The organism is Salmonella sp. JXY0409-18 (assembly GCF_020268625.1).
In the GTDB taxonomy this organism is placed as follows: Bacteria; Pseudomonadota; Gammaproteobacteria; order Enterobacterales; family Enterobacteriaceae; genus Salmonella; species Salmonella enterica.
The window spans coordinates 2,080,179-2,101,217 of the sequence record NZ_CP084216.1 but is presented as its reverse complement, the minus strand read 5'-3'; the positions used below and the strand labels follow the sequence as shown (position 1 = coordinate 2,101,217).

The 21,039-nt window shown below is 53.0% G+C and carries 22 protein-coding genes and 1 other annotated feature; of the genes, 16 read left to right on the top strand and 6 right to left on the bottom strand.

Going from position 1 to position 21,039, the window contains the following annotated elements; translation table 11 throughout:
- Positions 1 to 108: 108 nt before the first annotated feature.
- Positions 109 to 2,706, bottom strand: a complete 2,598-nt coding sequence (gene topA, locus LDB27_RS10085) for a type I DNA topoisomerase (RefSeq protein WP_000513597.1) — start codon at positions 2,704 to 2,706, stop codon at positions 109 to 111.
- Positions 2,707 to 3,108: 402 nt separating this feature from the next.
- On the opposite strand from topA, the gene LDB27_RS10080 reads away from it, so the two are divergent.
- Positions 3,109 to 3,360 carry a YciN family protein gene (locus LDB27_RS10080; RefSeq protein ID WP_000548616.1) on the top strand — a complete coding sequence of 84 codons (252 nt, stop codon included), beginning with the start codon at positions 3,109 to 3,111 and terminating at the stop codon, positions 3,358 to 3,360.
- 41 nt (positions 3,361 to 3,401) lie between these two features.
- On the opposite strand, the gene sohB is transcribed toward LDB27_RS10080, so the two are convergent.
- Positions 3,402 to 4,448, bottom strand: a complete 1,047-nt coding sequence (sohB, locus tag LDB27_RS10075) for a protease SohB (RefSeq protein WP_000422082.1) — start codon at positions 4,446 to 4,448, stop codon at positions 3,402 to 3,404.
- Between the two features lie 237 nt (positions 4,449 to 4,685).
- On the opposite strand from sohB, the gene LDB27_RS10070 reads away from it, so the two are divergent.
- Complete coding sequence (locus LDB27_RS10070; RefSeq protein ID WP_000559309.1) at positions 4,686 to 5,447, top strand: YciK family oxidoreductase; 762 nt, start codon at positions 4,686 to 4,688, stop codon at positions 5,445 to 5,447.
- Entirely contained in the window at positions 5,444 to 6,034 is a 591-nt protein-coding gene (cobO, locus tag LDB27_RS10065) for a cob(I)yrinic acid a,c-diamide adenosyltransferase (RefSeq protein ID WP_001278910.1), read from the top strand. The genes LDB27_RS10070 and cobO overlap by 4 nt, the downstream gene beginning before the upstream one ends.
- 86 nt (positions 6,035 to 6,120) lie before the next feature.
- On the opposite strand, the gene rluB is transcribed toward cobO, so the two are convergent.
- From rluB to rnm, 3 genes are all read right to left on the bottom strand, one after another.
- On the bottom strand, positions 6,121 to 6,996 hold the full coding sequence (rluB, locus tag LDB27_RS10060; protein WP_001291233.1) for a 23S rRNA pseudouridine(2605) synthase RluB: 876 nt from the start codon (positions 6,994 to 6,996) through the stop codon (positions 6,121 to 6,123).
- A gap of 100 nt (positions 6,997 to 7,096) precedes the next feature.
- A complete protein-coding gene (locus LDB27_RS10055) occupies positions 7,097 to 7,717 on the bottom strand; it encodes an L-threonylcarbamoyladenylate synthase (protein ID WP_000077250.1) in 621 nt (206 codons plus the stop codon).
- Positions 7,718 to 7,724: 7 nt separating this feature from the next.
- The gene (rnm, locus tag LDB27_RS10050; protein WP_000500448.1) at positions 7,725 to 8,606 is read right to left on the bottom strand and encodes an RNase RNM; all 882 of its coding nucleotides are present in this window, start codon (positions 8,604 to 8,606) and stop codon (positions 7,725 to 7,727) included.
- Positions 8,607 to 8,727: 121 nt separating this feature from the next.
- Here rnm and trpL point away from each other — a divergent pair, with 121 nt between their 5' ends.
- The 10 genes from trpL to LDB27_RS10000 all read left to right on the top strand — a co-directional run bounded on the left by trpL (position 8,728) and on the right by LDB27_RS10000 (position 18,128).
- On the top strand, positions 8,728 to 8,772 hold the full coding sequence (gene trpL / locus LDB27_RS10045) for a trp operon leader peptide (protein WP_010989026.1): 45 nt from the start codon (positions 8,728 to 8,730) through the stop codon (positions 8,770 to 8,772).
- Positions 8,749 to 8,844: a sequence feature (Trp leader region), on the top strand. Its footprint overlaps the gene before it by 24 nt.
- Before the next feature lie 22 nt (positions 8,845 to 8,866).
- Positions 8,867 to 10,429 (top strand): anthranilate synthase component I, encoded by a 1,563-nt coding sequence (gene trpE / locus LDB27_RS10040; protein ID WP_001194071.1) that lies wholly within the window; start codon positions 8,867 to 8,869, stop codon positions 10,427 to 10,429.
- On the top strand, positions 10,429 to 12,024 hold the full coding sequence (gene trpD, locus LDB27_RS10035) for a bifunctional anthranilate synthase glutamate amidotransferase component TrpG/anthranilate phosphoribosyltransferase TrpD (protein ID WP_000763491.1): 1,596 nt from the start codon (positions 10,429 to 10,431) through the stop codon (positions 12,022 to 12,024). The genes trpE and trpD overlap by 1 nt, the downstream gene beginning before the upstream one ends.
- 3 nt (positions 12,025 to 12,027) lie before the next feature.
- A complete protein-coding gene (gene trpCF, locus LDB27_RS10030) occupies positions 12,028 to 13,386 on the top strand; it encodes a bifunctional indole-3-glycerol-phosphate synthase TrpC/phosphoribosylanthranilate isomerase TrpF (RefSeq protein ID WP_001195293.1) in 1,359 nt (452 codons plus the stop codon).
- Positions 13,387 to 13,395: 9 nt separating this feature from the next.
- The gene (gene trpB / locus LDB27_RS10025) at positions 13,396 to 14,589 is read left to right on the top strand and encodes a tryptophan synthase subunit beta (RefSeq protein WP_000209485.1); all 1,194 of its coding nucleotides are present in this window, start codon (positions 13,396 to 13,398) and stop codon (positions 14,587 to 14,589) included.
- On the top strand, positions 14,589 to 15,395 hold the full coding sequence (gene trpA, locus LDB27_RS10020; RefSeq protein ID WP_000443031.1) for a tryptophan synthase subunit alpha: 807 nt from the start codon (positions 14,589 to 14,591) through the stop codon (positions 15,393 to 15,395). Before trpB ends, trpA begins: the two co-directional genes overlap by 1 nt.
- Before the next feature lie 479 nt (positions 15,396 to 15,874).
- Entirely contained in the window at positions 15,875 to 16,057 is a 183-nt protein-coding gene (locus LDB27_RS10015) for a general stress protein (protein ID WP_000807657.1), read from the top strand.
- 89 nt (positions 16,058 to 16,146) lie between these two features.
- Positions 16,147 to 16,650 (top strand): ferritin-like domain-containing protein, encoded by a 504-nt coding sequence (locus LDB27_RS10010; protein ID WP_001022826.1) that lies wholly within the window; start codon positions 16,147 to 16,149, stop codon positions 16,648 to 16,650.
- Between the two features lie 73 nt (positions 16,651 to 16,723).
- Positions 16,724 to 17,230 carry a ferritin-like domain-containing protein gene (locus LDB27_RS10005; RefSeq protein ID WP_001109977.1) on the top strand — a complete coding sequence of 169 codons (507 nt, stop codon included), beginning with the start codon at positions 16,724 to 16,726 and terminating at the stop codon, positions 17,228 to 17,230.
- 19 nt (positions 17,231 to 17,249) lie between these two features.
- Complete coding sequence (locus LDB27_RS10000; protein ID WP_000488348.1) at positions 17,250 to 18,128, top strand: manganese catalase family protein; 879 nt, start codon at positions 17,250 to 17,252, stop codon at positions 18,126 to 18,128.
- An 81-nt stretch (positions 18,129 to 18,209) separates the two neighbouring features.
- Here LDB27_RS10000 and ompW read toward each other — a convergent pair whose 3' ends face one another.
- The gene (gene ompW, locus LDB27_RS09995) at positions 18,210 to 18,848 is read right to left on the bottom strand and encodes an outer membrane protein OmpW (RefSeq protein ID WP_000714801.1); all 639 of its coding nucleotides are present in this window, start codon (positions 18,846 to 18,848) and stop codon (positions 18,210 to 18,212) included.
- 336 nt (positions 18,849 to 19,184) lie between these two features.
- Between ompW and LDB27_RS09990 the strand changes: the two genes are divergently transcribed.
- Genes LDB27_RS09990 through LDB27_RS09980 form a run of 3 tightly spaced genes read left to right on the top strand, consistent with a single transcriptional unit; the run spans position 19,185 to position 20,954 of the window.
- On the top strand, positions 19,185 to 19,589 hold the full coding sequence (locus LDB27_RS09990; protein ID WP_000110725.1) for a YkgJ family cysteine cluster protein: 405 nt from the start codon (positions 19,185 to 19,187) through the stop codon (positions 19,587 to 19,589).
- A 25-nt stretch (positions 19,590 to 19,614) separates the two neighbouring features.
- The gene (locus LDB27_RS09985) at positions 19,615 to 20,358 is read left to right on the top strand and encodes a YciC family protein (RefSeq protein ID WP_000028512.1); all 744 of its coding nucleotides are present in this window, start codon (positions 19,615 to 19,617) and stop codon (positions 20,356 to 20,358) included.
- 56 nt (positions 20,359 to 20,414) lie between these two features.
- Positions 20,415 to 20,954 (top strand): septation protein A, encoded by a 540-nt coding sequence (locus LDB27_RS09980; RefSeq protein WP_000808682.1) that lies wholly within the window; start codon positions 20,415 to 20,417, stop codon positions 20,952 to 20,954.
- The last annotated feature ends 85 nt before the right edge of the window (positions 20,955 to 21,039 follow it).

Below are 21,039 nucleotides of genomic sequence, written 5' to 3'. Positions count from 1 at the left end.
ATGGGCCGAGTAATCCGTAGCCAACACATAAGCCACTTTAAATATGAAGGGTATATAAAAAAGGGCCGCTTACGCGGCCCGCTTGACTATAGTGACGACAGGCAGGGGTTATTTCTTGCCTTCAACCCACTTGCCGTCGACGAAGAACGCTGACCATCCCGTCGCCTTCCCGTCTTTTTCCGCCGCAACGTACTGCTGTTTTGTTTTGCGGCTAAAGCGAACAACGGTTTTATTACCTTCTGGATCCTGCTGCGGCGCATCCGCCAGATAACGCAGTTTTTCCGGCAGGCGATCGCGGAACCGGTAAAGCTCCTCGACTAATGGCGCGCGCGTTTCGCGTGATTTCGGGAACGTGTTGGCCGCCAGGAATATCCCTGCGGCGCCATCGCGCAGCACAAAGTACGCGTCCGATTTTTCACACGGCAGTTCCGGCAATGGAACAGGATCTTCCTTCGGCGGCGCAACTTCGCCGTTACGCAAGATCTTACGGGTGTTTTTACATTCGTCGTTAGTACAGGCCATGTACTTACCAAAACGCCCCATTTTCAGGTGCATTTCGGAACCACATTTCTCACACTCAACGATCGGACCGTCATACCCTTTGATGCGGAACTCGCCTTCTTCAATCTCGTAGCCGTCACAGGTCGGGTTATTACCACACACATGCAATTTACGCTTCGGATCGATCAGATAGCTGTCCATCGCCGTACCACACTTCTGACAGCGACGCTTGGCGCGCAGGGCGTTGGTTTCGGCGTCGTCGCCTTCCAGCACGTTCAGAACTTCATTTTCCGGCACCAGGTTAATGGTCGTTTTACAACGCTCTTTCGGCGAAAGCGCATAACCTGAACATCCAAGGAAAACCCCCGTACTGGCAGTACGAATTCCCATTTTACGGCCACAGGTTGGACAGTCGATGCTGGTCAGCACCATCTGGTTAGGGCGCATCCCCCCTTCTTCCGGATCTTTCTCGGCTTTATCGAGCTGCTGAGTAAAATCGCTGAAGAAGTTATCCAGTACCGCTTTCCACTCGGCCTGGTGATTTGCAACCTGATCCAGACTATCTTCCATCTGCGCGGTAAAATCGTAGTTCATCAATTCGCGGAAGTTTTCTTCCAGCCGATCGGTGACGATTTCACCCATTTTTTCCGCATAGAAACGACGGTTTTCAACGCGAACATAGCCGCGATCCTGAATGGTCGAGATAATCGACGCATAGGTAGACGGACGACCAATACCGCGCTTCTCAAGCTCTTTAACCAGAGAAGCCTCGCTAAACCGGGCTGGCGGTTTAGTAAAGTGCTGAGCAGGCGTCAATTCAAGTAGCGTCAGCGCATCGCCCTTATTCACGGCAGGCAATGTGCGATCTTCATCGCCTTTACGCAGCGCCGGCATCACTTTTGTCCAGCCGTCAAAGCGCAAAATACGCCCACGCGCTTTCAGGCGGAACTCGCCTGCGCCAACGGTAAGCGTAGTAGAGTCATATTGTGCTGGCGTCATCTGACAGGCGACAAACTGACGCCAAATTAGTTGATACAACTTCTGCGCGTCAGCCTCCATGTCTTTCAGCGACTCCGCCATGACAGCAACGTCGGAAGGACGGATCGCTTCGTGCGCTTCCTGAGAGTTTTCTTTGCTGGCGTACTGGTTCGGGTTATCCGGCAGGTATTTCTTGCCGAAATTATCGCCAATATAACCGCGCACCATGTTGACCGCATCCTGACTCAGGTTGGTGGAGTCTGTACGCATATAGGTGATGTAGCCCGCCTCATACAGACGCTGCGCCATCATCATGGTTTTCTTCACGCCAAAGCCCAGCCGGGTGCTGGCCGCCTGCTGTAGCGTGGAGGTGATAAACGGCGCGCCTGGCTTGCTGCTGGTCGGCTTGTCTTCTCGCTCCAGCACGCTATAGCTGGCTTTTTCCAGCAAGCTGACGGCGGCAAGCGTCTGCTCGCGATTTACCGGCCGGAATGGCTTGTCGTTCTGATGCGTGACCTGTAGCGGTAGCGCCTCGCCAGACGGCGTCGTCGTATTAGCGTCAATTTCCCAGAACTCTTCCGGAACAAACGCTTTAATCTCGCGCTCGCGCTCAACGACCAGACGGACCGCGACAGACTGAACGCGACCTGCCGACAAACCACGGGCGATCTTTTTCCACAGCAACGGCGAGACCATATAGCCTACCACGCGGTCCATAAAGCGGCGCGCTTGCTGGGCGTTGACCCTGTTAATGTTCAGCTCGCCCGGCTGTTCAAACGCCTGGCGAATGGCATTTTTGGTTATTTCGTTAAAGACTACGCGACTGTAGCGCGCGTCATCGCCGCCGATCACTTCCCGCAGGTGCCATGCAATGGCTTCCCCTTCGCGGTCAAGGTCGGTTGCGAGATAGATGTGGTCGGCTTTTTCCGCCAACTGTTTCAGTTCAGAGACGACCTTCTCTTTACCGGGCAGCACTTCATAGTGCGCATCCCAGTTGTGCCACGGATCAACCCCCATACGGTTGACGAGAGCGCCACGTTCATCCTTTTTGGGCTTTTTAGCCGTTTTGGTGGAGGTAGAGTCGGCGCTCTTTTTAGCTGCTGAGCCACTGGTCGGCAAATCACGGATATGACCCACGCTGGATTTCACCACGTAGTCATTACCCAGATACTTGTTGATCGTTTTGGCTTTTGCCGGGGACTCAACGATGACAAGAGCTTTACCCATATTCACCTTTACCTAAGTTGATTCTTCCAGGAATGCGTCGCACGTTGATTCACCTTCCACTGGCGACGAGACAACGATATATGGTCTCTGCGTCTGCGGATATCAACCCCTTGTACTGGCTTTGTGTACGAAATGTAACCCTCAGGTGACTGAGTTAACAGGCTTTTTTGCACACACGCGCTATAGCACGACGGAATTTTGGTCGAATGTCAAGCAATTCTGTTGCCAGATTGACGAAAGCGTCACACTGTACCTGATAAAATTCGATACGCAACTTTATTAGCATGCAAAAACAAATCTTGCCAGTGAACGCAACATGACAAATCCATCAATTTCCTGTGAGAATATTTGCCCATCAGAAGTGCTCAGCGTAGACTAATCTCCTTGTTTAAGGAGTAAAAAATGCATAAAGAGACGCAACCTATCGATCGCGAAACACTGTTGCTTGAAGCCAACAAAATTATTCGGGAACATGAAGACACGATGGCAGGTATTGTCGCCACCGGCGTAACGCAGAGAAATGGCGTGCTGGTTTTCAGCGGCGATTACTTTTTAGACGAGCAAGGGTTACCGACCCCTAAAAGCACCGCGGTGTTTAACATGTTTAAACACCTGGCGCATGTGCTGTCTGAGAAGTATCACCTGGTGGATTAATCCATGCCGGATGGCGCTGAATGCCATCCGGCAATAGCGGTTTACATCAACGGTTTTTGTCCACGCTGCCACCAGCGCAGCAGCAGCCGATCCGCGCTTTCCGCCGCGCTGCCGGTAACACGATCGATCAGTTTTTTACGCTGCATATAGCGCACATTCAGCACCTCACGCCCTTCCATCAGGCCGAGGATAACCTCATCGCTGGTGTTAATCTCATCAACCAGTCCTTTCTCCAGCGCCTGCTGACCGTACCAGTGTTCGCCCGTGGCGACCTGTTCAATGTCCAGAGCCGGACGCATCCGCTGCACAAACTCTTTGAACAGATGGTGCGTTTCGTTGAGATCTTCACGAAACTTCTGCCGCCCTTCTTCCGTATTCTCGCCTAACAATGTCAGGGTACGTTTGTACTGCCCTGCGGTATGCAGTTCAATATCAATGTCTTTACTTTTGAGAAAGCGGTTAAAGTTCGGAATTTGCGCGACAACACCAATTGACCCCACAATAGCGAACGGCGCCGCAATAATTTTTTCCGCCACGCAGGCCATCATGTAGCCTCCGCTTGCCGCGACTTTATCCACCGTCACGGTCAGCGGAATATTTTTATCGCGCAGGCGCTGCAATTGCGATGCCGCCAGGCCATAGCCATGCACAACGCCGCCGGGGCTTTCCAGACGCACAACCGCCCGATCGCCGGGTTTCGCCACTGCCAGCACCGCCGTGACCTCTTCGCGTAACGCATTAACTTCGTGAGCGTCCATACTGCCTTTGAAATCTATCACCCATACGCGCGGTTTGTCCGATGTCGCAATGTCCCCCAGCTTCGCTTTCGCTTTGGCGGCTTTCGCCTCCTGCTTATGCTTTTTTTTCTGCGCTTTATGCCACAGTTTTTGCTGATGGCCATCCATCAACGCCGCAGCAAGGTCATCCTTCATCTCCTGATACTGCTCGCTCAAATTGGTCACGCGCAGCTCGCCGCGCTGACGTTTGCGTTGCGTAGCATTCACGATCAGCAACACAATGACGGCAATGGCCACCACAACAGTGACGATTTTTGCCAAAAATAAGCCATATTCAGACAACAATTCCACGACTCCCACCTTGATTAAATAACGCGACTTGCGCTCAGTGTACAACAGGCATCGAAGCCAGTCTCTCTTCATCCGTATGCCTGTTGAGGAAGAAAAAGTATGACAAGACGTTCATTTTACGGCGTTATCGCCCCTGTCTGATTGAAAAAAAAGGCGCTTTCAGGCATAAACCCGAAAAGTTAACGCGAAGATAAGACAACCTGGCAGGACGGTGCACCACGCCGTTGAGGAGTAGCCATGCATTACCAACCGAAACAAGATCTATTGCAAAACCGCATTATTCTGGTCACTGGCGCCAGCGATGGCATTGGGCGGGAAGCCGCGCTTACGTATGCGCGTTACGGCGCAACGGTGATTCTGCTGGGACGCAACGAAGAGAAACTGCGTCGGGTCGCGCAGCACATTGCTGACGAGCAACATGTTCAACCACAGTGGTTTACGCTCGATCTGCTGACCTGCACCGCTGAAGAGTGCCGGCAAGTGGCCGACCGCATCGCCGCGCACTATCCCCGCCTGGATGGCGTCCTGCACAATGCCGGGTTACTGGGGGAAATCGGTCCAATGAGCGAACAAGATCCGCAGATCTGGCAGGATGTCATGCAGGTAAACGTTAACGCCACCTTTATGCTCACCCAGGCGCTGTTACCGTTATTATTGAAGTCCGATGCCGGCTCGCTGGTCTTTACGTCATCAAGCGTTGGCCGTCAGGGGCGCGCCAACTGGGGCGCCTATGCCACCTCGAAGTTTGCTACTGAAGGAATGATGCAGGTGCTGGCGGACGAATACCAGAACCGTTCTCTACGTGTTAACTGCATTAACCCGGGCGGCACGCGCACCGGTATGCGCGCCAGCGCCTTTCCGACGGAAGATCCACAGAAATTAAAAACGCCTGCCGATATTATGCCGCTTTACCTGTGGCTTATGGGCGACGACAGTCGTCGTAAAACCGGTATGACCTTTGACGCCCAACCGGGCCGTAAACCAGGAATCGCCCAATGAGTGATGAACGCTATCAGCGGCGCCAGCAGAAGGTAAAAGATCGGGTTGACGCCCGCGTCGCCCAGGCACAGGAAGAGCGCGGTATTATTATCGTGTTTACTGGCAATGGTAAGGGCAAAACCACGGCGGCTTTCGGGACTGCCGCCCGCGCCGTAGGACACGGTAAAAGCGTAGGCGTGGTGCAATTTATTAAGGGCACCTGGCCCAACGGCGAGCGTAATCTGCTGGAACCGCATGGCGTCGAATTTCAGGTGATGGCAACGGGATTTACCTGGGAGACGCAAAATCGCGAGGCAGACACCGCAGCATGTATGGCCGTTTGGCAGCATGGGAAAAGGATGCTGGCCGACCCGCTGCTTGATATGGTGGTACTGGATGAGCTGACCTATATGGTGGCGTATGACTATTTGCCGCTGGAAGAGGTCATAAGCGCGCTAAACGCGCGCCCTGGTCACCAGACGGTGATTATTACAGGTCGCGGCTGTCATCGGGATATTCTTGATCTTGCGGATACCGTCAGCGAACTGCGTCCGGTTAAACATGCTTTTGACGCGGGCGTAAAAGCCCAGATGGGAATTGATTATTAACCGTAGGCCGGATTAAGGCGTTTGCGCCGCCATCCGGCACAAACCCTCTTGTCTGATGATTCTCGGCCTATAGACCGCGGTAGAGATTACCCGTTGTTATTACGCCCACCGGAGCGGCGTCCGCCAGCTATCTGGCTGTGGCGTTTTACCGCCCGACGGATCTGGTTCGCTTTCATACGACGACGGTCTTTTTCGACGGCAACCTTCGACGAGGTTTCCGGCGGGAGCTCTACCAGACCACGCAGATAGTTCGTTTGCGCGAGGTCGAGCTCAGTCCAGCCGCCGCGCGGCAGGCCTTTCGGCAGCGGGATATCGCCGTAACGAACGCGGATCAGACGACTGACCTGAACGCCTACCGCTTCCCACAGTCGGCGAACTTCGCGGTTGCGCCCTTCCGTCAGCGTTACGTTATACCACTGGTTAATGCCTTCGCCGCCGCTGAATTTAATGGTCTTAAATGCCGCCGGACCATCTTCCAACTGTACGCCACGGCTTAAATCACGCAGTTTCGATTCATCCACCTGACCGAACACGCGCACGGCATATTCACGTTCAACTTCACGACTAGGGTGCATCAGGCGGTTCGCCAGTTCACCGTCGGTGGTAAACAACAATAGCCCGCAGGTGTTGACATCCAGACGTCCTACCGCAATCCACCGCGCGCCGCGCAGTTTCGGTAAGCGATCAAAAACGGTTGGCCGCCCTTCAGGGTCATTGCGGGTACACAGTTCACCTTCTGGTTTGTAATAGGCCAGAACGCGACAAATTTGTTCCGCCGACTCTTTCACCGAAATCAGGTGACCGTCGATACGGATTTTCAAACCGGGAGTGACTTCAACACGATCGCCAAGCGTGGCGATTTTACCGTCAACGCTGACACGTCCCGCTTCAATAATGGATTCGATTTCACGGCGAGAGCCGTGGCCAGCGCGCGCCAGCACTTTTTGTAACTTTTCGCTCATAGAGCTTCCTTCAGGTGTCGCCTTCACAGGCGTCGAACAGGAGAATGAACGGCGCGTTGCCGCGCCATTTTAAGGCCGCGTAGTATACAGGCTTACACCCTTATAAGAAAGGTGTAACGTCGCCGACGCCTTCGCGCAGCACCACCGGGGAGTCATTGGTCAAATCGATTACCGTGGTAGGCTGTTGACCGAGGTAACCGCCGTGGATGATCAGATCCACCTGCTTCTCCAGCCGATCTTTAATCTCCTCCGGGTCCGACTCGGTAAAGTCGCTGCCAGGCAGCATCAACGACGTCGAGAGCATCGGTTCGCCCAGCGTATCCAATAACGCCAGCGCAATCGGGTTTGACGGTACGCGCAGGCCGATGGTTTTACGCTTTTCCTGCAACAGACGGCGCGGCACCTCTTTTGTCCCCTTCAGGATAAACGTGTAATTACCCGGCGTATTGTTTTTCATCAGACGAAACGCCACGTTGTCGACGTAGGAGTAGGTCGACAACTCGGACAAATCGCGGCACATCAGCGTGAAGTTGTGGCCGTCCGGCAGATGACGGATGCGGCAAATGCGCTCCATTGCGCCTTTGTCTTCAATTTTACAACCCAGGGCATAGCCGGAATCGGTTGGATAAACAATAACACCGCCTTTACGCACAATGTCGACGGCCTGATTAATCAGCCGTTGCTGTGGGTTATCCGGATGGATATAAAAAAACTGGCTCATACTTCCCTCACTGTGATATTTGCGGCTGTTCCCATGTCTGCCATACGCCTTCAACGCCAGCGGGCAGCCAGAGTTTACGCCCCAACTCAATCCACGGGCAGGGCTGATGGAAATCAGATCCAAGCGATGCCCATAAATGATGCTGACGCGCAAGCGTCGCCAGTTGGGTGCGTTCATTGGGCGATTGTTGGCACTGCGCCACTTCCATCGCGTCGCCGTGATGGTCGGCAAAATGCGCCACTAATCTTTTCAGCCACTTAGCGCTAAGGTCGTAGCGTCCCGGATGGGCCAACACCGCCTTACCGCCAGAATGATGAATGACATCAATAGCTTGTTCTATTGTACACCACTGCGGCGGAACGTAACCGGTTTTCCCACGCGCGAGATATTTTTTAAAAACATCCGCCATGGTCGCGGCTTTGCCGCACTCCACCAGAAAGCGGGCGAAGTGGCCGCGCGTCACCGCGCCGCCATTGGCCAGTCTCAGTGCCCCTTCCCACGCGCCGGGAATATGGGCTTTTTCCAGACGCTCCGCAATGAGCCGACCACGCGCCTGACGCCGCTGTGTCTGCTGCGCCAGAAAATCGCGCATTGCCGGGTGCGCAATATCAATATTCAGACCCACAATGTGAATCTCATGATTCTCCCAGACCGTTGAAATCTCCACGCCGGGAATAAGATTCAGGGCCAGCCCGGAACGTGAAATTTCTTCTCTTGCCGCAGGAATCGCGGCTGTGGTGTCATGATCGGTAATCGCCAGCGTGCCGACTCGCATCTCTACCGCACGGTGTACTAATGTTTCTGGCGTCAACAGTCCATCGGACGCCGTGGTATGACTGTGCAGATCGTAAATCACTGCGTAATTCGTGTCGCTCAAGGCGGCTCCCATAGAGATAAAGGTATGTCATGTACATCATAACGGTTCCGGCAAATATACTGAAATAGGTGTTGACATTATTCCATCGAACTAGTTAACTAGTACGAAAGTTCACATGAAGAGGGTATCTAAAATGGCAGCGACATTTGCATTACACGGTTGGTGGCGCACTTCCTGATAGCGGGCGGTGTATGAACAGCTGTAATCAGCCAAACGATACCCGGCCCGCCTGTTAAGCGGGCTTTTTTTTGAACAAAATAATGAGAATAACCATGCAAACACTAAAACCCACGCTCGAACTGTTGACCTGCGATGCCGCCTACCGGGAAAACCCAACGGCGCTTTTTCACCAGGTCTGCGGCGATCGCCCGGCAACGCTGCTGCTGGAATCCGCGGATATCGACAGTAAAGATGATTTAAAAAGCCTGCTGCTGGTAGATAGCGCGCTGCGCATTACCGCTTTAGGTGACACTGTCACCATTCAGGCGTTATCTGATAATGGCGCCTCGTTATTGCCGCTACTGGATACCGCCCTGCCCGCTGGCGTGGAGAACGAAGTCCTGCCTGCCGGTCGCGTTCTACGCTTCCCGCCCGTCAGCCCATTATTAGATGAAGACGCCCGTTTATGCTCTCTGTCGGTATTTGATGCGTTCCGCCTATTACAGGGGGTGGTGAACATACCAACGCAAGAGCGGGAGGCTATGTTTTTCGGCGGTCTGTTTGCCTACGACCTGGTCGCTGGCTTTGAAGCGCTGCCACACCTTGAGGCTGGCAATAACTGCCCGGACTACTGCTTTTATTTAGCGGAAACGCTAATGGTGATAGATCATCAGAAAAAAAGCACCCGTATTCAGGCCAGTCTGTTCACCGCCAGTGACCGGGAAAAACAGCGCCTGAACGCCCGCCTGGCGTACCTTAGCCAACAGTTAACCCAGCCTGCGCCGCCGTTGCCGGTGACGCCGGTGCCGGACATGCGCTGTGAATGCAATCAGAGCGATGACGCGTTCGGCGCGGTGGTACGCCAGTTGCAAAAAGCCATCCGCGCGGGCGAGATATTTCAGGTGGTGCCGTCGCGCCGCTTTTCACTGCCCTGCCCGTCGCCGTTGGCTGCCTACTACGTGCTGAAAAAAAGCAATCCCAGCCCGTATATGTTCTTTATGCAGGATAATGATTTCACGCTTTTCGGCGCGTCGCCGGAAAGCTCGCTGAAATATGACGCCACCAGCCGTCAGATTGAGATTTATCCCATCGCGGGTACCCGTCCACGCGGTCGCCGCGCCGATGGTACGCTGGACAGAGATCTCGACAGCCGTATTGAGCTGGACATGCGTACCGACCATAAAGAGCTTTCCGAACATCTGATGCTGGTCGATCTGGCGCGCAATGACCTGGCGCGCATCTGTACGCCGGGCAGTCGCTACGTTGCCGATCTGACAAAAGTTGACCGCTATTCGTACGTGATGCATCTGGTTTCCCGGGTGGTGGGCGAACTGCGTCACGATCTCGACGCTCTGCACGCCTATCGCGCCTGCATGAACATGGGCACCCTGAGCGGCGCGCCGAAAGTACGCGCCATGCAGTTGATTGCCGATGCGGAAGGACAGCGCCGCGGCAGCTATGGCGGCGCTGTCGGTTACTTCACCGCCCACGGCGATCTGGACACCTGTATTGTTATCCGCTCCGCGCTGGTGGAGAACGGTATCGCCACCGTACAGGCGGGCGCCGGAATCGTGCTGGACTCTGTTCCGCAGTCTGAAGCCGATGAAACCCGTAATAAAGCGCGCGCCGTATTGCGTGCTATCGCCACCGCGCATCATGCACAGGAGACCTTCTGATGGCTGATATTCTGCTGCTCGATAACATCGACTCGTTTACCTGGAACCTGGCAGATCAGCTACGGACCAACGGTCATAACGTGGTGATTTACCGTAACCATATTCCGGCGCAGACCCTTATCGATCGCCTGGCGACAATGAAAAATCCGGTGCTAATGCTCTCCCCCGGTCCGGGCGTTCCCAGCGAGGCAGGCTGTATGCCGGAGCTGCTGACCCGACTACGCGGCAAGTTACCGATCATCGGCATTTGTCTGGGGCATCAGGCGATTGTCGAAGCTTACGGCGGTTATGTCGGTCAGGCGGGAGAAATCCTGCATGGCAAAGCCTCCAGCATTGAGCATGACGGTCAGGCGATGTTCGCCGGGCTGGCGAATCCGCTACCGGTCGCGCGTTATCATTCGCTGGTCGGCAGTAATGTTCCTGCCGGGCTGACCATTAACGCCCATTTCAACGGCATGGTGATGGCGGTACGTCATGATGCGGATCGCGTTTGCGGTTTTCAATTTCATCCTGAGTCCATACTGACGACACAGGGCGCGCGTCTGCTGGAGCAAACATTAGCCTGGGCGCAGCAAAAGCTGGAACCGACCAACACCCTACAGCCGATTCTGGAGAAACTCTATCAGGCGCAAACTCTGACGCAACAAGAGAGCCATCAGTTGTTTTCGGCGGTCGTCCGCGGCGAACTTAAGCCTGAACAGCTCGCCGCCGCGCTGGTGAGCATGAAAATTCGCGGCGAGCATCCCAATGAAATTGCCGGCGCCGCCACTGCGTTGCTGGAAAATGCCGCTCCGTTCCCGCGCCCGGAGTATCTGTTTGCGGATATCGTTGGTACCGGCGGCGATGGCAGTAACAGTATCAATATCTCTACCGCCAGCGCCTTTGTCGCGGCGGCCTGTGGACTGAAAGTGGCGAAACACGGCAACCGCAGCGTGTCCAGCAAATCGGGGTCATCCGATCTGCTGGCGGCGTTCGGTATTAATCTGGATATGAACGCCGATAAATCACGTCAGGCGTTAGATGAACTGGGCGTCTGTTTCCTGTTCGCGCCGAAATATCACACCGGATTCCGTCACGCGATGCCGGTTCGCCAACAGTTAAAAACGCGAACCCTGTTCAACGTACTCGGCCCGCTGATCAACCCGGCGCATCCGCCGCTGGCATTGATTGGCGTCTATAGTCCGGAACTGGTGCTGCCGATTGCGGAAACCTTACGGGTACTGGGCTATCAGCGCGCGGCGGTAGTACATAGCGGCGGCATGGATGAGGTTTCGCTCCATGCGCCGACGATTGTCGCGGAGCTGCATGACGGCGAAATTAAAAGCTATCAACTTACGGCGGAGGATTTTGGCCTGACGCCTTACCATCAGGATCAGTTGGCTGGCGGCACGCCGGAAGAAAACCGTGACATTCTGACGCGGTTATTACAAGGTAAAGGCGATGCCGCGCATGAGGCCGCCGTCGCCGCCAACGTGGCGATGCTGATGCGTCTGCATGGTCAGGAAGATCTCAAAGCCAACGCGCAAGCCGTGCTTGATGTTCTGCGCAACGGCACCGCATATGACAGAGTCACCGCACTGGCGGCAAGAGGGTAAATAATGCAAACCGTTTTAGCGAAAATCGTCGCAGACAAGGCGATTTGGGTAGAAGCCCGCAAACAGCAACAGCCGCTGGCCAGTTTTCAAAATGAGATCCAGCCAAGTACACGCCATTTTTATGATGCGCTCCAGGGCGCGCGTACCGCCTTTATTCTGGAGTGTAAGAAAGCATCGCCATCAAAAGGCGTGATTCGCGATGATTTCGATCCGGCGCGTATTGCCAGTATTTATCAACATTACGCTTCGGCAATCTCGGTGCTCACCGACGAAAAATATTTTCAGGGGAGCTTCGATTTTCTGCCGGTCGTTAGCCAAAGCGCGCCGCAGCCGATTCTGTGTAAGGATTTTATTATCGATCCCTATCAGATCTACCTTGCCCGTTACTATCAGGCCGATGCCTGTTTACTGATGCTCTCGGTTCTGGATGACGAACAGTATCGCCAACTCTCCGCCGTCGCGCACAGTCTGAAAATGGGCGTGCTCACGGAGGTCAGTAATGACGAAGAACGGGAGCGCGCGATAGCGTTAGGCGCAAAAGTGGTAGGTATCAACAATCGCGATCTGCGCGATCTGTCGATTGATTTGAATCGCACCCGCCAGCTGGCGCCAAAACTGGGCCACGGCGTGACTGTCATCAGCGAGTCCGGGATTAACACCTATGGTCAGGTACGCGAACTGAGCCACTTCGCCAACGGTTTTTTAATTGGCTCCGCGTTAATGGCGCATGACGATCTTAACGCCGCCGTCCGTCGCGTGCTGCTTGGCGAGAATAAAGTCTGCGGCCTGACCCGCGCCCAGGACGCTAAAGCTGCCTGTGACGCTGGCGCAATATATGGCGGGTTGATTTTTGTACCCTCATCTCCGCGCGCGGTGAGCGTTGAGCAGGCGCGAGAAGTGATAAGCGCCGCGCCATTGCAGTATGTCGGCGTTTTCCAGGACGCTGATATCGCCGATGTTTGCCAGAAAGCTGCCGTCCTGCCGCTTTCTGCCGTACAGCTACATGGCAGCGAAGACCAGGCGTATGTCAACGCGCTGCGCGAGGCGTTGCCCAAACAGGTGCAAATCTGGAAGGCGCTGAGCGTTAGCGATGCCCTTCCCGCACGCGATTACCACCATGTCGATAAATACATTTTCGACAATGGGCAAGGCGGCAGCGGGCAGCGCTTCGACTGGTCACTGCTACAGGGGCAACCGCTGGATAATGTGTTACTGGCGGGCGGGCTGGCGGCCGATAACTGCGTCCAGGCGGCGCAAGTCGGCTGTGCCGGTCTCGATTTTAATTCAGGTGTGGAGTCACAGCCGGGCATCAAAGATGCTCGTCTTCTGGCCTCGGTTTTTCAGACACTGCGCGCATATTAAGGAAAAAACATGACAACACTTCTCAACCCCTACTTTGGTGAATTCGGCGGCATGTATGTGCCGCAGATCCTGATGCCTGCGCTGAACCAGCTTGAAGAGGCCTTCGTCAGCGCGCAAAAAGATCCTGAATTTCAGGCGCAATTCGCCGATCTGCTAAAAAACTACGCGGGACGCCCCACTGCGCTGACGAAATGCCAGAACATTACCGCCGGTACGCGTACCACGTTGTATTTAAAGCGCGAAGATTTACTGCACGGCGGCGCGCACAAAACCAATCAGGTACTGGGTCAGGCGCTGCTGGCCAAACGGATGGGGAAAAGCGAGATTATCGCTGAAACCGGCGCCGGTCAGCACGGCGTCGCCTCTGCGCTCGCCAGCGCCCTGCTGGGTCTGAAATGCCGTATCTATATGGGCGCCAAAGACGTTGAGCGCCAGTCGCCGAACGTCTTCCGTATGCGTCTGATGGGCGCTGAGGTCATCCCGGTTCATAGCGGCTCCGCTACGCTAAAAGATGCCTGTAACGAGGCGCTGCGCGACTGGTCCGGTAGTTACGAAACCGCGCACTATATGCTCGGCACGGCGGCAGGACCGCATCCCTATCCCACCATCGTTCGCGAGTTCCAACGCATGATTGGCGAAGAGACGAAAGCGCAAATCCTCGACAAAGAGGGCCGTCTGCCAGATGCCGTTATCGCTTGCGTCGGTGGCGGCTCAAACGCTATCGGGATGTTTGCGGATTTTATTAATGATACCAGCGTCGGGCTAATAGGCGTTGAACCTGGCGGTCACGGTATTGAAACCGGCGAGCATGGCGCGCCGCTTAAACATGGTCGCGTTGGCATCTATTTCGGGATGAAAGCGCCGATGATGCAAACAGCGGACGGGCAAATTGAAGAGTCCTATTCCATTTCCGCCGGGCTCGATTTCCCATCCGTTGGGCCGCAACATGCGTACCTGAACAGCATCGGACGCGCGGATTATGTCTCCATTACCGATGATGAGGCGCTGGAAGCCTTCAAAACGTTGTGCCGCCATGAGGGAATTATCCCGGCGCTGGAATCCTCCCACGCGTTGGCGCACGCTCTGAAAATGATGCGCGAGCAGCCGGAAAAAGAGCAACTGCTGGTGGTTAATCTCTCTGGCCGCGGAGATAAAGACATCTTTACCGTACACGATATCCTGAAAGCGCGAGGGGAAATCTGATGGAACGCTACGAAAATTTATTTGCACAGCTCAACGATCGCCGGGAAGGCGCTTTTGTCCCCTTCGTGACTCTGGGCGACCCTGGCATTGAACAGTCACTGAAAATTATCGACACACTGATTGACGCTGGCGCCGACGCTCTGGAACTGGGGGTTCCCTTCTCCGATCCGCTGGCCGATGGCCCTACTATCCAGAATGCGAACTTACGCGCCTTCGCCGCTGGCGTCACGCCGGCTCAGTGTTTTGAAATGCTGGCGCTGATTCGTGAAAAACACCCGACCATTCCGATTGGCCTGCTAATGTACGCGAATCTGGTGTTCAATAACGGCATAGATGCGTTCTATGCCCGTTGTGAACAGGTTGGCGTAGATTCCGTGCTGGTCGCAGATGTCCCGGTTGAAGAATCGGCCCCCTTCCGCCAGGCGGCGTTACGGCATAATATCGCGCCGATCTTCATCTGCCCGCCAAATGCGGATGACGATCTTCTGCGCCAGGTCGCATCTTACGGCCGCGGTTACACCTACCTGCTTTCGCGTTCGGGCGTCACCGGCGCGGAAAACCGTGGCGCATTGCCGTTGCATCATCTCATTGAGAAGCTTAAAGAGTACCACGCCGCGCCTGCGTTACAGGGCTTCGGTATCTCCTCGCCGGAACAGGTGTCTGCGGCCGTGCGTGCCGGGGCGGCTGGCGCTATCTCCGGCTCAGCCATTGTCAACATTATCGAGAAAAACCACGCGTCTCCCGAACAGATGTTGGCGGAGCTCAGGTCCTTTGTCTCAGCGATGAAAGCCGCCAGCCGCGCATAACGGGTTAAGCCGTCAGCATAACGCTGGCGGCTTAATGAGAGGTTGGCGCCGAACCAGAATCACGATTCAGACGTACATCATCAATCTTTTTGGTGTTATTCCCTGTCCAGCTTTCAAAAAGTCTGAAGTCAATTTTTGTTAAGAAAACTCCTAATCACGCCGAAAAATTTAGCGTTTTCACGTCAATTTCCCCTGCCTTTATGTAAAGAAATGTCAACAAACAATGCATTAACGTTTCTATTGCCGCAGATAGTCACGCTTGTTATTAATAACAATGAAAAGCATTTTCTGTTAAATCGCTTATTCTAAAAGAAAATATAGAATATATTATCTCTAAACCATTTTTTGTGCGTTATTTACGCGGTAAATCACAACTATTTCCGTCAATTTGACTAATCGGTTTAACCAACTAATTTTAATAGGGTGTCGACACGGTTAAAACCGATTTTTTCAGCAAGCAACGAGACAGGAGAAATAATATGGCCGAACATCGTGGTGGTTCAGGAAATTTCGCCGAGAATCGTGAAAAAGCATCTGAAGCGGGCCGCAAAGGCGGTCAGCATAGCGGCGGGAATTTCAAAAACGATCCGCAACGAGCTTCTGAAGCCGGTAAAAAAGGTGGTCAGAATAGTCACGGCGGACGTAAATCCGATAATTCCTGATTTACTGTAATGTAAATATAACACATGCTTTTATCAAGCAATCTGCGAGTCTTCTGGCTCGCAGTATTTTGCCCAGGAGAATTAGATTTATGAATATTAAAACCGTTGAAGACCTTTTTATCCATCTACTTTCAGATACCTATAGTGCAGAAAAACAATTAACCAAGGCTCTTTCTAAACTAGCCAGAGCCACGTCCAATGAAAAATTAAGCCAGGCCTTTCAATCTCATCTTGAAGAAACCCAGGGTCAGATTGAACGTATTGATCAGATCGTCGAATCTGAATCTGGCATTAAACTGAAAAGAATGAAATGCGTCGCTATGGAAGGGCTGATTGAAGAAGCCAATGAAGTCATCGAAAGTACGGAGAAAAACGAAGTACGCGATGCAGCGCTTATCGCCGCGGCGCAAAAAGTCGAGCATTACGAAATCGCCAGCTACGGCACGCTTGCCACCCTGGCCGAGCAGCTTGGCTATAGCAAAGCATTAAAACTGCTCAAAGAAACCCTCGACGAGGAAAAACAAACTGATTTAAAACTTACCGATTTAGCAGTCAGCAATGTTAATAAAAGTGCTGAACGCAAATCGAAATAATATTTTTAATTATCAGCTTGCATGATTCCGATTTTATTATCGGAGCAGATTATCACGCATTGAGGAATGTAAAATGAATTATACTGAACATTATCATGACTGGCTTCGTGACGCCCATGCCATGGAAAAACAGGCAGAATCGATGCTTGAATCTATGGCCAGCCGTATTGAAAATTATCCTGATATAAAAGCCAGAATTGAACAACATATTAGTGAAACCAAACATCAAATTACCATGCTCGAAGAAGTATTGGACCGTAATGGCATTTCTCGTTCGGTGTTGAAAGACTCCATGAGTAAAATGGCAGCAATGGGGCAATCTATCGGTGGCATGTTCCCTTCCGATGAAATTGTCAAAGGCTCAATTAGCGGTTATGTTTTCGAGCAGTTCGAAATTGCTTGTTATACCTCCCTGCTGGCGGCGGCAAAAAAAGCTGGTGACACTGCCTCAATTCCGACGATTGAAGCCATTCTGAAAGAAGAAATGCAAATGGCTGACTGGCTTATCAAACATATTCCGCAGACAACGGAACAATTTTTACTGCGATCTGAAGCAGATGGCGTTGAAGCCAAAAAATAAATAATAAGCAGGAGGCAATATGTTTCGACACGTAAAACAACTTCAATATACTGTGCGAGTGAGCGAACCTAATCCTGGGTTAGCGAACCTGCTGCTGGAACAGTTTGGCGGCCCGCAGGGCGAACTGGCGGCCGCCTGCCGCTACTTCACGCAAGGTTTAAGCGATGATGATGCCGGTCGTAGAGAGATGTTAATGGACATCGCCACCGAGGAGCTGAGTCATCTGGAAATTATCGGCTCACTGGTAGGAATGCTTAATAAAGGCGCTAAAGGCGAGCTGGCGGAAGGCACCGAAAACGAAGCGGAACTTTATCGCTCGCTGACGCAGAATGGTAATGACAGCCATATCACCTCTCTGCTGTATGGCGGCGGCCCTGCGTTGACAAACTCCGGCGGCGTACCGTGGACCGCGGCTTATATTGATACTATCGGCGAAGTCACAGCCGATCTACGCTCAAACATCGCGGCAGAGGCGCGAGCGAAGATCATTTATGAACGCCTGATTAATCTGACCGACGATCCTGGCGTAAAAGACACGCTCAGTTTCTTAATGACCCGTGAAGTCGCGCATCAGCTCTCTTTTGAAAAGGCGCTGTATTCGATTCGTAACAACTTCCCGCCGGGTAAATTACCGCCGGTAGAACAGTATACCGACGTGTACTACAACATGTCGCAAGGCGACGATCCGCGAGGTAGCTGGAATAGCGATGAGAACTTCAACTATGTCGCAGAACCGATGCCTGCTGTTGATGGCGGCGATGGCCTGGCGACAGTGAAATTGCCGCGCGAGCAGCTGGCGCTGCTCAAAGCGATGGCAGAAAGAACGAAATCGGACCCCACCGTTGATCCTCTCACTGGCGCAGAACTAGGCTGCGGCGAACCGAAAGAAGACAAGTGAGTTCCGACAAGTAAAATCCGTGTGTCATGTCCTTTTTTGACCCCGCCTGGCGGGGTCTTTTTTCGTCACAACATCACGCGATTAGAAACGATAGCCTGCCGAGAACATAAATACCCATGGGTCCAGACGCACGCTGTCATGATGCTGAACGCCGCCCATTTTATAATTGGCGGTAGTATCAATATCCATGTACCAGACAGAGGCGCCAATTAACCAGTCGCGGTTAATCAGGTAATCTACCCCAACTTGCCCTGCCGCGCCCCAGGAATCCTTAAAGCTCAGATCGGACAGCCCGGCATTTTTACCATTATCGTTAAAGCCGTTATCGAAGAAGGTGGTGTAGTTCACCCCTACGCCGACATAAGGACGCACTTTGCTGCTGGAATCGCCGAAGTACCACTGCGCCATTAACGTTGGCGGTAACAGGTGGACCGTGGCGATATCGCCCGTCGCGCCTGTACCCACCTTATGGCGGAACGGCGTGGCCGCCAGCAATTCAACCCCGATATTGTCCGTCGCCATGTAAGTGAATGTCAGGCCGAGTTGCGTGTTATTACTCACATCAAACCCGTTTAAATGCCCCAGCGTACCACCCGCCCCTTCTGTAGGTCTGACGGTTGCCGGACCTGCACGCATAAAGAATTCTCCGGCTTCGTGCGCGAACGCGCTGCCTGAGAGAAGAGTTGTTAACGCCAGTGCCGCCACTGTAAATTTTTTCATACCCGCTCCATCGTTATGGTTATAAAAGCGTGATGAATATACCCACAATGAAGTAATAAGTGATCTAACACAGATCACATTTGTTCTTATAATTTAACATTTATTGATCCAGATTAATTTAGAACTTGTATTGAAAATCCTGGTTATAGGAATTCAGATCAATTTTGACATATTCACGCTATGCAAATATTTGTCTGCTCTGTTGCCCTGGCGATAAAGGCTGGCTAAGGTAATCAATGTCCCGCAATGGCGCGTGGCGTTAAGATTCGCGAACACTGCGGGACAGATTAATTTCCGTTGTAATCTATTGATACGTGAGTTTTTTGCAGGTGAATCATGAGCGTTCATAACCCATGCATGACATGCGGTGCCTGTTGTGCCTATTTTCGTGTCTCCTTTTATTGGGCTGAAGGCGACGATGCCAGCGGACGCGTTCCGGCATCATTAACCGAGCCTGTTACCCCTTTTTTACGTTGTATGGCCGGTACAAACCAAAAACAGCCGCACTGTAAAGCGCTAATTGGCACGCCGGGTGAAAACGTCAGTTGCGCTATTTATGAAAACCGCCCTTCAACCTGTCGCGAATTTTCGATATCGGGCGAAGGAGGCGAAGTGAATGAGGCGTGCAATCGCGCCCGCGCGCGATACGGATTACCGCCGCTTTACAAAGATATGCTTTTCCATACAACTGCTGATGCTGCCACTGTAGAGTTATCCAGGGTACAATTGCCCGCAAATTAACACCTGCAAAACTCAAGGAGAGTGCATGTCTATCACGGCGAAGTCCGTTTACCGTGACGCCGGAAATTTTTTCCGAAATCAATTTATTACTATCTTGCTGGTTTCGTTGCTGTGCGCATTTATCACGGTGGTCTTAGGTCATGCCTTTTCACCCAGCGATGCGCAAATCGCGCAACTCAGTGAAGGAGAACATCTGGCAGGCAGCGCTGGCCTGTTTGAGCTGGTACAAAATATGACGCCGGAGCAGCAGCAGATCCTGTTGCGCGCCTCTGCCGCCTCGACGTTTTCCGGGCTTATCGGCAATGCTATTCTGGCTGGCGGTACCATCCTGATGATTCAGTTAGTTTCAGCGGGACATCGGGTTAGCGCGCTGCGCGCTATCGGCGCCAGCGCCCCTGCATTGCCTAAACTGTTTATTCTCATTTTTCTGACTACCCTGTTAGTGCAAATCGGTATAATGCTGATTGTCGTTCCGGGGATTATTATGGCCATTGTGCTGGCGCTTGCGCCAGTGATGTTGGTTGAAGAGAAAATGGGCGTGTTTGCCGCAATGCGCAGCAGTATGCGTTTAGCCTGGGCTAACATGAGACTGGTCGCGCCTGCGGTGATAGGCTGGTTACTGGCTAAAACATTGCTATTGCTGTTCGCGCCCAGCTTCGCTGTACTGACCCCAAATGTAGGCGCTGTACTGGCGAATACGTTGAGCAATCTGATTTCCGCAGTATTGCTTATCTACTTATTCCGCCTGTATATGTTGATTCGCCAATAATCCGCAATGCGCCGTTACGCGGCGCATTCGACGCTCGTTGATGATGGAATCGAAGAATGAAGCAGTTTCTGGATTTTTTACCGCTGGTTGTCTTTTTTGCGTTTTATAAACTTTATGACATCTATGCGGCGACCTCCGCACTGATTGTCGCGACGGCAATCGTGCTGATTTATAGCTGGGTGCGCTATCGGAAAATAGAGAAGATGGCGCTGATTACCTTTGTTCTGGTTGCCGTCTTCGGCGGTCTGACGCTCTTCTTCCATAACGATGAATTTATTAAATGGAAGGTGACGGTTATTTATGCGCTGTTCGCCGGCGCGCTGTTAATAAGCCAGTGGGTGATGAAAAAACCGTTAATCCAACGTATGTTAGGTAAAGAACTGGCGTTGCCGCAGCAGGTCTGGTCAAAGCTGAACCTGGCGTGGGCGCTGTTTTTTATTGCGTGCGGTCTGGCTAACATTTATATCGCCTTCTGGTTGCCGCAAAATATCTGGGTCAACTTTAAGGTCTTTGGACTCACGGCGCTGACGCTCATTTTTACCCTGCTGAGCGGCGTCTATATCTACCGGCATCTGCCACAGGAAGATAAATCATAACCCTCCCGTGACTTATCATCGCCAGACTGCGAACGCCTGGCGATATTTTCTCCGCCTTTACGCCCTGCGCTTTCCCGTCAGTACC